Annotated in this window: 12 protein-coding genes and 3 tRNA genes; 6 read left to right on the plus strand and 9 right to left on the minus strand. The window is 41.8% G+C overall.

Going from position 1 to position 16182, the window contains the following annotated elements:
- Positions 1–140: 140 nt before the first annotated feature.
- The 5 genes from ACT3RN_RS09450 to ACT3RN_RS09470 all read right to left on the minus strand — a co-directional run bounded on the left by ACT3RN_RS09450 (position 141) and on the right by ACT3RN_RS09470 (position 3726).
- Positions 141–216, minus strand: a tRNA-His gene (locus tag ACT3RN_RS09450).
- Between the two features lie 39 nt (positions 217–255).
- Positions 256–332: transfer RNA gene (locus tag ACT3RN_RS09455), tRNA-Arg, on the minus strand.
- A gap of 96 nt (positions 333–428) precedes the next feature.
- A tRNA-Pro gene (locus ACT3RN_RS09460) sits at positions 429–505 on the minus strand.
- Positions 506–744: 239 nt separating this feature from the next.
- Positions 745–2229 carry an McrC family protein gene (locus ACT3RN_RS09465; protein ID WP_444518586.1) on the minus strand — a complete coding sequence of 495 codons (1485 nt, stop codon included), beginning with the start codon at positions 2227–2229 and terminating at the stop codon, positions 745–747.
- Between the two features lie 15 nt (positions 2230–2244).
- Positions 2245–3726, minus strand: a complete 1482-nt coding sequence (locus ACT3RN_RS09470) for an McrB family protein (RefSeq protein ID WP_444518587.1) — start codon at positions 3724–3726, stop codon at positions 2245–2247.
- A 335-nt stretch (positions 3727–4061) separates the two neighbouring features.
- Between ACT3RN_RS09470 and ACT3RN_RS09475 the strand changes: the two genes are divergently transcribed.
- The 3 genes from ACT3RN_RS09475 (at position 4062) to ACT3RN_RS09485 (ending at position 7709) form a co-directional block, all read left to right on the plus strand.
- Positions 4062–4766 (plus strand): DUF4442 domain-containing protein, encoded by a 705-nt coding sequence (locus ACT3RN_RS09475; RefSeq protein ID WP_192518154.1) that lies wholly within the window; start codon positions 4062–4064, stop codon positions 4764–4766.
- Between the two features lie 430 nt (positions 4767–5196).
- Entirely contained in the window at positions 5197–6024 is an 828-nt protein-coding gene (locus ACT3RN_RS09480) for a thiazole synthase (protein WP_192518155.1), read from the plus strand.
- A gap of 263 nt (positions 6025–6287) precedes the next feature.
- Complete coding sequence (locus tag ACT3RN_RS09485; RefSeq protein ID WP_192518156.1) at positions 6288–7709, plus strand: WS/DGAT/MGAT family O-acyltransferase; 1422 nt, start codon at positions 6288–6290, stop codon at positions 7707–7709.
- 75 nt (positions 7710–7784) lie between these two features.
- Here the strand turns inward: ACT3RN_RS09485 and ACT3RN_RS09490 are convergent, their stop codons facing one another.
- Together ACT3RN_RS09490 and dxs are read right to left on the minus strand one after the other, a co-directional pair.
- Positions 7785–8612, minus strand: coding sequence for an inositol monophosphatase family protein (locus tag ACT3RN_RS09490; RefSeq protein ID WP_192518157.1), 828 nt, complete (start codon positions 8610–8612; stop codon positions 7785–7787).
- Positions 8613–9014: 402 nt separating this feature from the next.
- Complete coding sequence (gene dxs, locus ACT3RN_RS09495) at positions 9015–11063, minus strand: 1-deoxy-D-xylulose-5-phosphate synthase (protein WP_192518158.1); 2049 nt, start codon at positions 11061–11063, stop codon at positions 9015–9017.
- A gap of 466 nt (positions 11064–11529) precedes the next feature.
- Between dxs and ribA the strand changes: the two genes are divergently transcribed.
- From ribA to ACT3RN_RS09510, 3 genes are all read left to right on the plus strand, one after another.
- Entirely contained in the window at positions 11530–12222 is a 693-nt protein-coding gene (ribA, locus tag ACT3RN_RS09500) for a GTP cyclohydrolase II (RefSeq protein ID WP_192518159.1), read from the plus strand.
- Between the two features lie 7 nt (positions 12223–12229).
- A complete protein-coding gene (hemF, locus tag ACT3RN_RS09505; protein ID WP_192518160.1) occupies positions 12230–13234 on the plus strand; it encodes an oxygen-dependent coproporphyrinogen oxidase in 1005 nt (334 codons plus the stop codon).
- A gap of 395 nt (positions 13235–13629) precedes the next feature.
- Positions 13630–14112, plus strand: a complete 483-nt coding sequence (locus ACT3RN_RS09510) for a c-type cytochrome (protein WP_192991804.1) — start codon at positions 13630–13632, stop codon at positions 14110–14112.
- Between the two features lie 277 nt (positions 14113–14389).
- On the opposite strand, the gene ACT3RN_RS09515 is transcribed toward ACT3RN_RS09510, so the two are convergent.
- The gene (locus ACT3RN_RS09515) at positions 14390–15346 is read right to left on the minus strand and encodes a mechanosensitive ion channel family protein (protein WP_192991803.1); all 957 of its coding nucleotides are present in this window, start codon (positions 15344–15346) and stop codon (positions 14390–14392) included.
- Positions 15347–15450: 104 nt separating this feature from the next.
- Positions 15451–16026, minus strand: coding sequence for a lactoylglutathione lyase (gene gloA, locus ACT3RN_RS09520; RefSeq protein WP_192991802.1), 576 nt, complete (start codon positions 16024–16026; stop codon positions 15451–15453).
- Positions 16027–16182 lie beyond the last annotated feature (156 nt).

Below are 16182 nucleotides of genomic sequence, written 5' to 3' on the forward strand. Positions count from 1 at the left end.
ACTATAATAAGATACAACAGAAAAAATCAGACAGACGCAAAAAAATGCCAAAAGAGGCAGATAGCATAGTTTATATTAAAATATTTTTGAAGAAAAAACTTAGAACTAACAAGGAAGGATAAAAATAGCACAGAAAAAATTGGGGCGACTGATGGGACTCGAACCCACGACAACCGAGATCACAACCCGGGGCTCTACCAACTGAGCTACAACCGCCATAACTATTACCTGAGAAGGTAAGATTTGCAGGCTAGATGGTGCGCCTGGCAGGATTCGAACCTGCGACCACCTCCTTAGAAGGGAGATGCTCTATCCAGCTGAGCTACAGGCGCTCTTAGAGGGCTTTTATACATTAAATTTAGTTTTAAATATAGCAGAAACTAAACCATTATACATAAAAAAAAGCCTGTAAGGCTCTTAAAAATAGATGGTCGGAGTGATAGGATTCGAACCTACGACCCTCTGGTCCCAAACCAGATGCGCTACCAAACTGCGCCACACTCCGAAATTTTCTATTATCACGATAGGTTTGCTTATTGACTTGTTATTGGTAATACCGCTAACTTGTTAACGCTGCTCGCTATCGAGGTGCACATATTAAGGGGAAAAGATGATTGTGTCAACACCTATTTTTGATTAATTTAAAAAAAAGCTAAATTATTTCAAAAGTACTTATTTTTCGTGACACAGCGCTTATACAGCACCCTACCCTTTCGATAAGATTTAAGTCTTATCGAAGGCTGATTATACTCCGTTCCAATCTGGAATCAAGCCCTTATTTACCTTACCAGTGAGAACATTAAAAGGAACGAGCCATAACTGAGTAATATCCCTATGCACATCAACGTCTTGACCATGAAGCGACCGTTGACTGAGCGCGATAACCTGCCTATCGTCACCTTGTATAGGGTAGACTAACCAAACCTGTCTTGCTTGATATGCCTGCGCATAACTGGTCAACTGATAAGCATCGCTGGCACTGATATCAGCTGCATGAGATAAAGCTTTCCACTTGATATCGATGACATGACTATAGCTACCTGAAACACTAATCGTAGAGGTGTTTGCTGTATCACTCCGATCTTGATAAATATCTGTATTTATCGATGGCTTATATATGAGCAAATCAGGACGTATAGACAAGCACGCCTGTCCTTCTAAATCACTGAGCCAGATACTTTGTGCTTGATATAGCGGCTTATAGTTCGAACTCACCTGTCTGAACATTGAGGCGATACGCTGACTTGCCCATTGTTCAAAAGCTTGATTCATATCAATCAACAGGCATAAACGTGGTCGCGATAAATTTTGTTTAAATGCTTTGTTTGGGTCAATAATATAACCCGCAGTGCTATTTGACTGTTGTAATAACCAATAAGCCAAATTCACCAGTTGTTGCAGAGCTTGTAGCTTGTTTATTTGAAGCGGCAGAACGGCTAACTGCTGCTGAGCTTGATGGTACATGGTATCTAGCCGCTGCAGTTCAGCCTGACTCAGCACAGATATTGAATGCCACGCCTGCACAGATTTAGGTACCGTTGAGGTGCTGACTAAAGGACTTAATAACGCCAGTGCACTCTTAATCAGCCGATTACTTTGCATGTCTTGACTCAGGATACTACTTTCACAGATGAACTTATGCGGATGCATGCTGTTTTGGCGTAGCTGTTCTTTGACAAGCAACCGCCCTTGTAACGATGTTTGATTATGGGTTTGCGACTGATAATGCTTGGTTGGTTGATGCGGTATCAATCGTTGCAAAAACTGCATACTAAGCCAATCTGATAGTGGCAATGTGGCTATCGGTAGTACGCTATGCTGATTACTAACCTGACCTAAGTTCTTTGTGCTAGGTAGTTTATTGGCGATGCGGTCACTGCTATCAATCAAGTCTGATAACATCGCTTGTACCCATTGACGAGTTTGTATGAGATTACTGTTTTGAGTAGACTGGCTCAGCTTGGGTAATATTTCCAATATCATGCCGCTAGGCAGAAGAATAACACCAATATAATGTCCAACTTTTAGCTGCCACTGCCCTTGTTTACGTTTGATACTGAACACCGAAAACTCTTGCGTCATCAACCAATGAAAATCCGTTACCTGCAAAAAATCCGCCGTCGTTAGCCGTTGATGCTCAAACACAGTAATAACGTTAGTGTCAACTGAGCCAATGTCATTGACACAATTGCTTGCACTGCTCTGACTGCACTCATTACTATTTATCAATTTTTAATAACCCAATCAATATAGTCGCTGATAGGTAATAGGTTTTGTAAACTCACCTGTCTTGGTGACGAGATCATCATTAATCTTATAACCACCTGTATTCATTGATTGTCCAAGCCATAAATTGTGCCCTGAGAGTACCTGACCCTGTGCTGTTAGATTATTTTTCATACCTATCTGATGGTTTTCATCATTTGCTACCAGTGCTTGGCTGTCTTGAATAAATTGAGCACTCAATGGCTGCTGCGCATCCTTAAAAATATACTGTAACGCCGATACTTGCCCTCCAGTGGCTTGAACTAGTTGTGGAATAATCTGCTCAACCAATGCACTTTGTAACTGTTCAAGACTAGTGACGGAAAACAAAAAAGCATGACCCAATTGCGAATCGACTCCTAACGTCTCAATAATACGCCTGTTTAGACCAGTTAATAATCTCGCTAAATCTATAATTTCTGAGTCATCACTTGCGAATGTTTTTGGTGCTTCTACCTCTTTTGTATTAAAACTGATCATTGGTAATAATTCGGGCTGCGGTGGACAATCAACAAAGCGAAAACGACGACGCAGTGCCATATCTAGCGGTGCTAAAGAATAGTCTTGAGTGTTCATGGTCGCATAAATATCGACATTAGCAGGTACACTAAAGGTCCGACCGGAATATGCTAGATTGATCGTCATGGCATTTGCCATACCTGTACGTTTATCCGACTCAATCAAGCTAAGTAGCTCACCAAAGACTCGTGAGACGTTAGCACGATTTATTTCATCGATCAGCATGGCATAGCGCTGTTTCGGATTATTTGCTGCACGCTGACATAACGTTAAAAATGCGCCATCTTGAATCGCATAGCTCATCTGAGACGCACCGTTATTGAGGTTATTTGATTGACTACTGGCTGCCATCACAGGACGAATACCTTCGACAAATTCTTCATAACCATAAGCCTGATGAAAACTCACCATACTAAACCGCTGCTGACTAAAAACTTGGTTTTGGCTGGTGTTATTGTCACGCTTTGCCTGCTGAAATTCTTCTAACTGCTGCGATAAACCCGTTAATAACGCCATGCTTTCTGGTAACAAATACCATGCTCCACTATTATCTTTATCAAAGTAAGCTTGGCTGGCACGATTCTCGAAACTCACTGTCTTAGAGTCAGCAGGGCTATGCCTGCGCAACTCTAACCATGCAGTGCTGCTAAGATTACTCTCACGAGCATTTTGCGAGGCTTTTGCGACAAAAAATTCATGACTGACAATTTCAGGCACTTTGACCAAGTCTTGATGGTTAGATTGTAAGTCTAAAAATATCAGACAGACAACATCACGCCAACTGAGTGCTTGCAACAACTGTTTCAGCAAATCTTCATCATTCGCTCTAGGCAGATAGTCGGTATATTGCTTGGCAATTTGTAACAGTCGATAGGTTTTACCTGTACCAGCAACCCCTGTATAAATAATATTGGTCGGCTTATGAATTGATGTATCAGGCATAGCTTTATCCAGCAGATGAGAAGTACTTAAAAGAATAAAAAACGCTCGAAAATGCTATTACTATAACGTTGCTCATCATAAAGCATCTAACAACATTACTGTTAACAATATAGCTTGTAACGAGGTTGTTTCTAGCATCTAAGACATGATGAAGTTACTGTTGGTTTTTAAGCGCAGCAGTTCATTCTAATAATAGTCGAGCGACAATAGTTAATGTAACATAGTGGTTATAGCAGCTTTTATAATACTCAGTATTTTTCTGCTACGATAGCCAGATATCGGATATGGCCTAAGACTCACACCTCATTCAATCCATATAAGTTAAGGAATTTTGTATGTCAGGATTATTAAAAAAACTCCCTACTAAGCTGACCAGTAAATTACCAGTCAAAATGACTGACAATACAAAATCGCCAGCCGAAAAACAAACCAGCACGCTCAAACCTATTAATAACCAATTCACCAAACTGTTATCCGTGACGAAGTACTTACCCGCCAGCGCCCGATCGAGCATTTTATCCAAAGCCTTTGGTAAAGTAGTGCCGTATGTTGGCACGACGGGGGTCTATTATGAAACGGTCGACCCCAATCAGGTGGTGGTTAGCTTAAACAATACCAAGGCTGTACAAAATCATATCGGCTCTATCCATGCCGTTGCAATTACCTTGCTGGCCGAAACAGCCACAGGTTTTATCTTGGGTTTAAATTTACCCTCTGACCGTATCCTATTGATTAAATCTTACTCGGTTAATTTTTATCGTCCTATCAAAAAAGGCCAAATTGCTGCAGTCGCAAGCTTATCTGATGAACAGCGTTTAGATATCTTGAACACCCCAAAAGGTGAAATGGTTATTCCTTGCGTGATTGATGACCGTGAGTCTGATAGTGAACGTGACCCAATCGTGGTTGAGATGACATGGGCTTGGATACCTAAGTCTGAACTAGAAGCACGCCGTAAAGGTAAAGAAAATAACAAAGTCACAGAAGTTAATACTGACACTGAAACCACCACAGAGCCCGAAAAAACAAACCAGCTATAAACAAATGAGCGGTAGTTCATATCACTACAGGTAAGTACGGTAGCAGATCACTTAGGGCGTATTCAACGCACCTTTATACCATTAGCTATAGTCAAAAAACTCTAAAATAAATACAGAACTACTGACTGCGGATTATACTGTAGTACCTCTAAGGAAGGTAGTACAGTAGTGGTTTGGTAGTTTGCCGGCTATAAATGGTTAAACTGGGTAAAGATTGTCAGTAAGCACGCATGAGTTTGTTATAATAGTTTCTCATTTCGCGCACGTAACAAGGCTTGCCTTTAATGCTAGACGCTTTCTTATCTCATCGTCACCATTATCATCAAAAGCAACTGTCTATTACCGAATAACGACCTGCGTTGAATGACCTTTACAGTTAATCTTGCTCTTTGTTTGTTACCTTTGTTCGCCCGCTATTAGGATTATCCTTATGTCACAACAAGCCGTTTCTCCTACTACTAACCTTACTCCACTTTCACAAGATACTTTTACTGTAGGCACTCGTACATTTTCTTCTCGACTGCTGGTTGGTACAGGAAAGTATAAAGACATGACCGAAACTGGTGCTGCTATTGCCGCGTCAGAAGCTGAGATTGTCACGGTTGCTATCCGCCGAGTCAATATTGGACAAAATAGTAACGAACCTAACTTATTGGACGTTATCTCACCCGATAAATACACCATCTTGCCCAACACGGCTGGCTGTTTTGATGCTGAGACTGCTGTTCGTACTTGTAAGCTGGCACGCGAGCTATTAGGTGGGCATAATTTGGTTAAGCTTGAAGTTTTGGGTGATGAAAAAACCTTATATCCAAACGTAATGGAAACGTTGAAAGCTGCCAAAGTATTGATTGATGATGGTTTTGAAGTGATGGTCTATACCTCAGATGATCCTATCGTTGCACAGGAACTAGAGAGCATGGGCTGTGTCGCCATCATGCCACTTGGTAGCTTGATTGGTTCAGGTCTTGGTCTGCTCAATCGTCACACGCTCAGTTTAATCATTGAAAATGCTAAGGTTCCCGTACTGGTAGATGCTGGCGTTGGCACAGCCTCAGATGCTGCACTGGCGATGGAACTTGGCTGTGATGGCGTACTCATGAACTCTGCGATTGCCAATGCTAAAAATCCAGTCATGATGGCGCATGCCATGAAACATGCTATGTGGGCAGGTCGCGAAGCATTTTTAGCAGGTCGCATGCCGGTACGTAAAATGGCAACTGCTAGCTCGCCACAAACTGGCTACTTTTTTCAGTAAAATTTTGACTTAGTGAGATTGCATCACACTTAGCATTTGTTGAATATAATAAAAAGTCAGCCACATAACAATAAGAAAATTTGACGGTAGACCCGCTTATATTGAGAGGTTATTTTAATAACTGCCTAAAACTTATTGAGCAGTCATATAGTTTCAATACCATATAGCTTCAATGTCATATAGTCCTAATACAGACTATATGATTGCTTAATAGGCGCTCATGATAGCTTCTCATTTAACGTATCGTCATAAAAGGATTTATTATGCGACTTCTCACAGCAGTCGATCAATTATTTTTGTTTCTTGAGTCGCGTAAACAACCCATGCATGTTGGTGGCTTATTTGTATTTGAAGTCCCAGATGCAGCAGATAGTGATTTTGTCTATCAATTAGTGAAGCAGATGCAGGATTCCTCTGTACCACCGACCTTTCCTTTTGATCAGGTTTTGGAGCATTTGGTATTTTGGAACAAAGACAAAAACTTTGATGTCGAGCATCATCTTCATCATGTCGCGCTGCCAAAACCTGCACGAATACGTGAACTGCTGATGTATGTGTCAAGAGAGCATGGACGTTTGCTTGATCGCGCCATGCCTTTATGGGAATGCCATGTAATTGAAGGTATCAACCCAGAGAATGAGGGCGATCCTGAACGCTTTGCTTTATACTTTAAAATCCATCACTCCTTGGTCGATGGCGTAGCAGCCATGCGCCTCGTACAAAAATCTCTCTCACAATCGCCGCTTGAGCCAGTGACACTACCAATTTGGTCTTTAATGGCACGTCATCGTAATCACGCAAACACGATATTACCTTCAAGAAGATCCATTAGGCGTATCGTTAAAGAGCAAGTATCTACTATTAAACCTGTATTTACAGAACTGCTAGATAACTTCAAAAATTCTGGCGATGAGGGTTATGTCGGTACCTTTGATGCACCAATGAGTATCTTGAATAAGCGTATTTCAGCCTCACGGCGGATAGCTGCACAGTCTTATGATATACAGCGCTTTAATGATATTGCCCAAAGACTACAAATCAGTAAAAACGATGTGGTCTTAGCCGTTTGTGCTGGAGCACTGCGTCGATACTTGATATCGATGGATGCCTTACCAAGTAAGCCTCTCATTGCTTTTGTACCGATGTCACTGCGTACGGATAACAGCATATCAGGCAATCAGGTGTCATTTGTTTTGGCCAATTTGGGCACGCACGTCAATGATCCATTACGTAGGATAGAGCTGATTCATCGTAGTATGAATAATAGCAAACGTCGATTCCGCCGAATGAATCAAGCACAAGTCATCAACTATAGTGTCATCGCCTATGCTTGGGAAGGTATTAATTTAGCCACTGGCCTATTTCCAAAAAAACAAGCTTTTAACCTTATTATTTCAAACGTTGCTGGTTCCAAGAAGCCTCTATATTGGAATGGTGCGCGCTTACAATCTTTGTATCCTGCTTCTATTGTATTCGATGGACAAGCCATGAATATCACCTTAGCCAGCTATTTGGATAAGATTGAGTTTGGTATTGCCGCTTGTAGTAAAGCATTGCCGCATGTACAAGACATGCTCGAGCTGATAGAAAAAGAATTAACGCTATTAGAAATAACAAGCAAAAAACTCGAATTTCAAGGTATTACCGTGAAAGATAATAAAACAATAAAAAAGCTGGCTCCTTAACGGAACCAGCTTTTTATGTACAGGCTATGAAATACAGCCCTCTCAACACTAATGTCTATCTATACTAAGACCTATCTATACCGCATCGCCCCATAGTGGCACAACCACTTGCATGAGCGGTTTCAATAATTTGACATTACATGCAAATATCGAACCTGATGTCATCGAGTTGTGCGCACCTGTATGATCGACCACCACACCACGTGCTTCAGTGACGATAAGCTCACCAGCAGCGATATCCCACGGCTTAATAGACATCTCAAAATAACCATCAAAACGACCAGCTGCTACATAGCATAGATCTAGTGCTGCTGACCCTAAACGACGAATTTGACCGCCCGCTTCAGAGACTTTTTGTAAGCTTTCGAAGTGCTCTTTAGCATAAGAAACAACCTCGCCATTGCGTTTACGCTCTAGCGGATGACCCGTAGTAAATAAACCACCATCAATGGTTTTGCGTTCGCTGACATTGATACGGCGCTGATTCAAACGAGCGCCTTTACCACGGCTAGCAGAGAACATCTCATCACGAACAGGATCATAGACCACACCATGCTGAGTAACACCTTTATGCTGTACCGCAATAGATACACAGAACTGTGGCACGCCATGAACAAAGTTTTTGGTGCCATCTAGCGGATCAATGATCCAGCACCAGTCAGCATCTTCACCGATACCTTCTTGCATACCAAACTCTTCACCCAAAAATGAATGATTTGGATAGCTGGCTTTTAGCGTCTCAATCGTCAGCTCTTCACTGAAACGATCAATACGCGTGACCAATCCGTCGAGCCCTTTCGACTCGATATCCAACTCGATTTTGTGGCGGTTTTGATGCGCATATAAAATCTCTTTACCAACTTTTTCAGCAGTACGCGCTGCGATGACGACCATGGGTTCCATAAATAACCTATTTGCTTGATGAATGAATATAAAAATCAGACTAACTTTGTGCCCACAACATGCCAATTAGACTAGCCGCATCACACCACATCTATGCGATTTAAAAAACGTGTCTTTTATCAATAAAAACTGATAAACGACAACCGCATTATACTAAAATTGTTCGAGAAAAACGAAAAAACCATTACATTCGCCAAACCAACCTATGTTTTGGTGGTCATTACAAACTGCGCAAGTTGTAAAAAAGTCAGCACCCACGGCTAAGTAGGCGTCATTTCTATGTATGAGTGTCTTATTAACTAAAATCGCCACTCTGTCTCAAGAGCGTTGCGAGCTCAATACTGTCAATCTTAAAAACTGCAATCTTTAAAACTGGTAGTATATCAAAAATCAGAATACTACTTATGATAATAGCTGCTGAAGCTGCTTAACCACACCATCAGTATCCAACCCACAATCGGTCATTTGTTCGGCTTGTGAACCATGCGCAATAAAGCGATCAGGAATGCCAATATTACAAATCACAGGGGAATAATGCTTAAAAGCAATCGACTCGTTGAGCAAATATTCGTTTACCGCACTACCTGCGCCGCCCATCAGTACATGCTCTTCTAAAGTTACGATATGGGTAATGCCTCGGGCTAGTAACAAATCTAACAGTTCAGTATCTAGCGGCTTTACCCAACGCATATTGACCAAATGCACCTGGCAATTTAATGCCATCTCATCAGTGGTAATAGCTTCTGCTGCTTGCTGAGCCGTTGCCACCATCGTACCAAACGCTAGCAATGCTACTTGCTTGGGCGCATTATCGCTACCTGATACAGACTCAACTGTCGCTTGACCGATTTTGTAAGTTTGTAAAGGCTGTTCGATAATAGCACCTGTTCCAACACCGCGTGGATACCGTACTGCCGTACATCCTTGATATTCATAGCAGGTATTGAGTAGATGATAACATTCGTTTTCATCTTTTGGTGCCGCAATCACCATATTTGGCACACAACGTAAAAAGCTAAAATCAAACACGCCAGCATGGGTGGCCCCATCTTCACCGACCAAACCTGCTCTATCAATCGCAAACATCACATCAAGATTTTGCAACGCAACATCATGAATCAGCTGATCATAACCTCGCTGCAAAAACGTAGAGTAAATCGCGACAATTGGCTTAACACATTGCGTTGCCATACCAGCGGCTAGCGTGACAGCATGTTGCTCAGCGATGGCCACATCAAAAAAACGCTCTGGATAATGACGAGCAAACTCAATCATCCCCGAACCTTCTTCCATCGCAGGCGTGATGGCAAGCAGATTCTTGTCTTCGGCTGCTTTATCACATAAAAACTGTCCAAACACTTGCGAATACTTTAATGCAGGCTTATTTTCTACCGCTTTAGCCGTTTTAGCTTTCGCTTCGCTCTCTTCAACAGGTAGCTTACTGATAGCATGATAGCCGACCGGATCTAACTCAGCAGGCGCAAAACCTTTACCTTTCGTGGTATAAACATGAACTAAAACAGGACCTTTTAGCTGCTTAGCCAATGATAGTACCCGTAGCAGCTCAGGAATATTGTGACCATCAAACGGACCAAAGTAGGTAAAACCAATGGCTTTAAATAAATTATCTTCTACTTGCGGAACATCGCGCATCTCTTTGTGACGCTTTCGACGATCAAACCCTTGCATATCGGGACGATGACATAAGACAGGTTCACCGCTATCAGAGATATCAACCTGATAGCCGGACTCCCAAAGCATGGCTAAATGCCGTGAAAATCCGCCGATAGAACAGGATATAGACATATCATTATCATTAAGGATGACCAGTAGATCAGCATCTTGCTGTACCGCATCATTCATGGCTTCAAATGCCATACCACCTGTCATCGCACCATCGCCAATAATACAAGCAACTGTTTGCGATCGACCTTGATAACGCAGCGCTAGGCTCATTCCTAAACCCGCTGAGATAGAAGTAGATGAATGACCAACACCAAAGGTATCGTACACGGACTCCATACGCTCAGGAAAGGCAGTCAAACCATTTTTAGAGCGAATGCTTCCTAGCTGCTCACGACGACCAGTCAATACCTTATGAGCATACGCTTGGTGACCAACGTCCCAAACGATCTGATCTTCTGGAGCATCTAATAAATAATGTAGCGCAATGGTCAATTCAACCACGCCCAAATTGGCACCAAAATGCCCGCCACTCTGACCAGCTGAGTACAGCAAAAAAAGCCGTAATTCATCAGCTAAGGTAATAAGCTGAGCTGCGGTAAAAGATTTTAAATCAGAGGGTACATTAATACCATCTAATAACGGCGTATGCGGGCGCACACGCGGAATGACAGCATAAGTCTGCTGCAAAGTCGACAACTGGGCAGCAGACGTGGTGGCTGATTCAGATACGGACTGAGACTGTGGGGGGTGGGGTGACTGCTGCATAAACCGTACGATACCTACCAATCTGCTGACTAGACGTGCTTTAGAATATAAAGATAACTATAGCTAAGCGACGTCAATAATATCTACATCATTATTGATGTGACTGACCATATAATTATTCATGCTACGCCTACGCGCATATAGCTACGTGGCGTCTAAAAGCAAACACGCCGTCATAATAGACAGCGTTTTTATGCTAAGGGTGGATATTATGCCTTATTATTTTGCATCAATACCGAATGTTCGTGACGACATAGTAATGTAAGGGTAAAGACTTGTCACTGTATCCGTCAAAATAGTATGGCATAATAGCATTTTTTTTTAATGGTCGCTTTAATCATCGTGCATCGTCTGTGAACTTTGTGTGTTATTTATAATAAAGACAATCAGCACGCGTGCGTTACGAACAGGTTATACTGCTATTACAGACCTCACTGCCACAATTATCGGCTTATGCAGGACATTAATGTCATATCAATTTATTACTAGTGCCAAGCTACCAACTCGTCATGGCGAGTTTGATATTCATATATTTGAAAACGAAGACGGTCAAGAGCATGTGATGCTGACCGTTGGACTTCCTGTGGTTGCTCAAAACACAGAATTGAACAATACAGCAAACCCGAATGGTAAGATGGCAAATCAAAAACCTCATCTGCTTGAACAACAGACGCCATTGATTCGTATTCATTCTGAGTGCCTAACTGGTGACGCCTTTAGCTCACTGAAATGCGATTGCGGGCCACAGCTAAATACAGCAATGCAAGCCATACAAGAGGCAGGCTGCGGTGCTATATTATACCTGCGTCAAGAAGGTCGCGGTATTGGCCTGACCAATAAAATTCGTGCTTATGCCCTCCAAGACCAAGGGCATGATACCTTAGATGCCAATCTAATGTTAGGCTTGCCCGCAGATGCCCGCATTTATGACATGTGTGGACCGATGCTTGCTCATGTCGGTGTTGATACCGTTCGTCTTATCACCAACAATCCAAATAAGATTGCTTATCTCACTGAACACGGTATTGATGTCATTGAACGTGTACCATTACTGGTTGGAGTAAATGATATGAACGCTGAATATCTAGCGACCAAACGCGACCGTATGGGACACTTGCTAGATAAAGACCTCAATACTGCAATACACCTAAATAAATAGATATTTTATGAGTATTTCAAATATAGATAATAAGCACGATCTCTCAGAGTCAACGACGACACCGACCGATAATGACATCGCACGAGTACGTGAATTCTTAGTCGATTTACAGGCGCGAATCTGTCAAGCGTTAGAAGCACAAGAGCGTGATGGTGGCACAAATGGCAACGAGCATGCCACGTTTGTCGCTGATGACTGGGAACGTCCTGAAGGCGGCGGTGGACGCTCATGTGTCCTAGCAGATGGCGAGGTGATTGAAAAAGCGGGCGTGATGTTTAGTCATATTCATGTTCACAACCTACCAGCGTCAGCAACGGCACGTCACCCTGATATCGCTGGTCGCAAAGCTCAAGCCATGGGCGTCTCATTGGTGGTACACCCCAAAAACCCCAACGTCCCTACTAGCCATGCCAATGTGCGTTTGTTCGTCGCCGAAGCGAAAGGTGAGAACCCTATTTGGTGGTTTGGTGGTGGTTTTGATTTGACTCCGTTTTATCCGGTACTGGCTGACTGTGTTCATTGGCATCAGGTTTGCCACGACCTATGTGCGCCTTTTGGCGATCACATCTACCCTGATTTTAAACAATGGTGTGATGAATATTTTCATCTACGTCATCGTGATGAGCAGCGCGGTATCGGCGGCTTGTTCTATGACGATGTCAATACTGAAAGTCGTGGCTGGGATTTTGAAACCTGCTTTGATTTTATGAAAGCTGTAGGTAACGGTTATTTGGATGGCATTTTACCTATTTTTGAGCAGCGCAAAGACACACCTTACACCGATGAACAGCGTAAATTTCAGCTGTATCGCCGTGGTCGCTATGTTGAGTATAACCTTGTCTATGATCGCGGCACGTTATTTGGACTACAAAGTAATGGTCGTATTGAGTCTATCTTGGTTAGCATGCCACCATTGGCTAGCTGGCACTACCGCTTCGAACCTGCTGAAGGGACGCCCGAATTTGAGCTGACCGATTTTTATCTGAAACCACGTAATTGGTTGACTCTATAGTTTGTACGAATATAATAAGGACTAGAGATGTCTTCCAGACTATTGTCTAAAATATTAAAATAAGGTCAGCTATAGTAGCTGACCTTATTTATATACTCACTCTTAAAAAACTGTCAGTTACATTAAGGGATTGCGTTCATTCAACTATATATTTTAGATTATCTTTATTATTGTCCTAATAAATAGTTGTCATTTCAAAAATTACGATGATGTAACAACTATTTTAACTATAACTACGTAAATTGTGGTTACAATAGAAGTCATATTCTGAAAAAATCATTTAGAGTCGAATACGATTCTAAATAGTTATAAGTACACTTTATACCTGCACCTTGTTCAAAGCCAGCGTTTGCATACACGCATACTATTAGCAATATTTTAAAGGAGTAATCTATATGACACAGGTTCATTCTAATAAGTCATTAAAGTCTATTTTTGGTATCACATTAATGGCAGCTGCCCTAGGCTTAACGGCATGTAGCCCTTCAGCAGATGCTGACTCTAACCCTGATCTACAAGCCCGTCAAGACAGCATGAAAAACTGGGGTGATGCCATGGGTGTCATGGGCGATATGGCTAAAGCACCTGATACCTTTGATGCAGATGTCGTTAAAGAACAAGCCGCATTCTTAGCAGAAGATGCTAGTACGCCCTGGAGTCATTTCGAAGACCCAGAAAACATGGGTAATGCAACTGAGGCAGTTTGGTCTAATGCGGAAGGGTTCCGTGCAGAAGCCGAAAACTTCGAAGCCGTCACAGCTAATCTAAGCGCTGCTGCACAGACAGCGACTAGCATGGAAGACATCAAGCCTGCCTTTAGTGAAGTTGGTGCAAGCTGTAAATCATGTCATACTGAGTTTAGAGCAAAAAATGAATAAACCTTTATACTGATAGCTAGGGCGTGTCTTCAAGTCACTCGATAGTCATCTCAATGGGCTAAAAATGGCTGAATCTTGCCAAACATCGTCAAATAGCTGGTTAATATCCCGATATTATCTGCGCTATTTTCCTTGTTTGACGGCAATTTATCTCATTTTTATCACCATTTTTGAAATGAAGACACGCCCTAGTAGACAAGCATAAAAAAACCGCCACATTTTTGATAGGGCGGTTTTTTTATTATTAAAATTAAGCTATGTCCATATTAAGACATGATTACTCTGCTACTGACTTGCTCGTATCAATTGGCTTGCTTGTATCGATCGTTTTTTGCTCATTCAGTTTATTCACAATCGTCACGACAGATGAATCACTCAAATCTATCGTCCGAATTGGGAATGGAATATTTATACCAGCCGCATCAAATGCGCTCTTGATCTCTACAAAAACCTGATGAGTCGAGGCGACTTTATTGGCCTGTGTGCCATCTTCAATAAACCAACGCACCATCAAATCAATCGAAGAATCTCCAAAACCTGTCGCGATCACACTCGGCTGAGCTTTCTTTGAGACACTATCTGATCTGTCTAATGCTTGCAAAATTTCAGCTTTTGCTGCTTCGATGTCGTTTTCATAACCAATACCCACGGCCAGTTGTAATCGTCGCTGCTTATATGCCGTATTGACTGTCAACGCTGAGGTATATAAATCAGAATTGGGAATCACCACTTGCCGACCATCATAAGTTTTGATGGTAGTTGCACGGATCTTAATATCTTCGACGGTGCCCTCATATTCACCAGACACTATCTGATCGCCGATACGAAACGGCTCTGAAATAAGTAGCAAGATACCAGACAGCAAATTTTGAAAAATATCTTTAAAGGCAAAACCAATAGCAACTGAACCGATACCAAGTGCACCGATCAACTTGGCAGGCGTAAAGTCTGGTACTGTAATGACCATGGCTATCATAATGCCAATAAAGATAATGAGCGCCCCACCCACTCGCTGAAAGACTTTAACTAGATTTTGATGACGTCTACGACGGCCTAAAATTTTATAAACAACCTTTTTAAAGGCAATCGATAAAAACCAAAACACAAGAACCACGATGATAGAAGCAACAAAATATGGAATACGTTCAAGAAAACTAACAAATATTTCATTTGCTGAATCCACAATACTTTGGTAGGTCAAAACATCAGGTGTTACTTCCTCAGAGGTGGGCATTTAGGTATCACTCCTTTGATCAGGGGGCTCGCTAACTTACTCAATCCATTAATAACTATAACTGCTTGGCATAAGCAATAACTCCTTATACCACGCATTCAAACCTAACCCATCAAGTCAGCTTGGACAATCTCAATCCAGTAACCATCGACATCTTTGATAAAGGCAATGTTTTTCATACTGCCATCTTCTGGGCGTTTTTTGTATTCGACATTGTTTTTATCAAACCAAGCAACGGCTTCTTCTAAATTAGGCACGCTAAAGCAAATATGTCCAAAACCTTGTGGCTCTTGGTTACCGTCATGGTAACTAAAGTCAGCTTGGGTTTCTGTCCCATAATTATGGGTCAACTCTAAAATACCACGTTGACGGAATGCAAAAATCTCTAAATCATCACCAGCTGGCAAATTCTCACGCTCGCTTTCTGTCAATTTGGCTAAAAAGTATAAATCAAAACCCATATCAGGGAACTTTTTGACCGCAAGCAACGTCATACCAATAACGCCTGTGTAAAAGGCTAATGATTTGGCAGGGTTTTTTACCCGTAGCATCGTATGGTTAAAAGTAAAGCCTGTCGTCTGAGCTGAAATTGGCTGCACACCAGTAGTGATTACACTGCTCTCTGGCTGATCAATGACAAAATCATTATGATTATCGGTAGCTGATTCAGTATTTGACATAGATATAGATATCCTAATATTAACAATATATTGATTTGAGAAATAAGCGCGCAAAAATTGTTTTTACGCGCTTGACCCTCTTATCATAATAAAAAATCATGAAAGGATTGAGAGGGTTTTGTAAGAGTCTGTGCTAGGGCGGGGTTTAATTAACTT

It is taken from the genome of Psychrobacter sp. AOP5-GZ1-6, from assembly GCF_052376345.1.
Lineage (GTDB): Bacteria > Pseudomonadota > Gammaproteobacteria > Pseudomonadales > Moraxellaceae > Psychrobacter.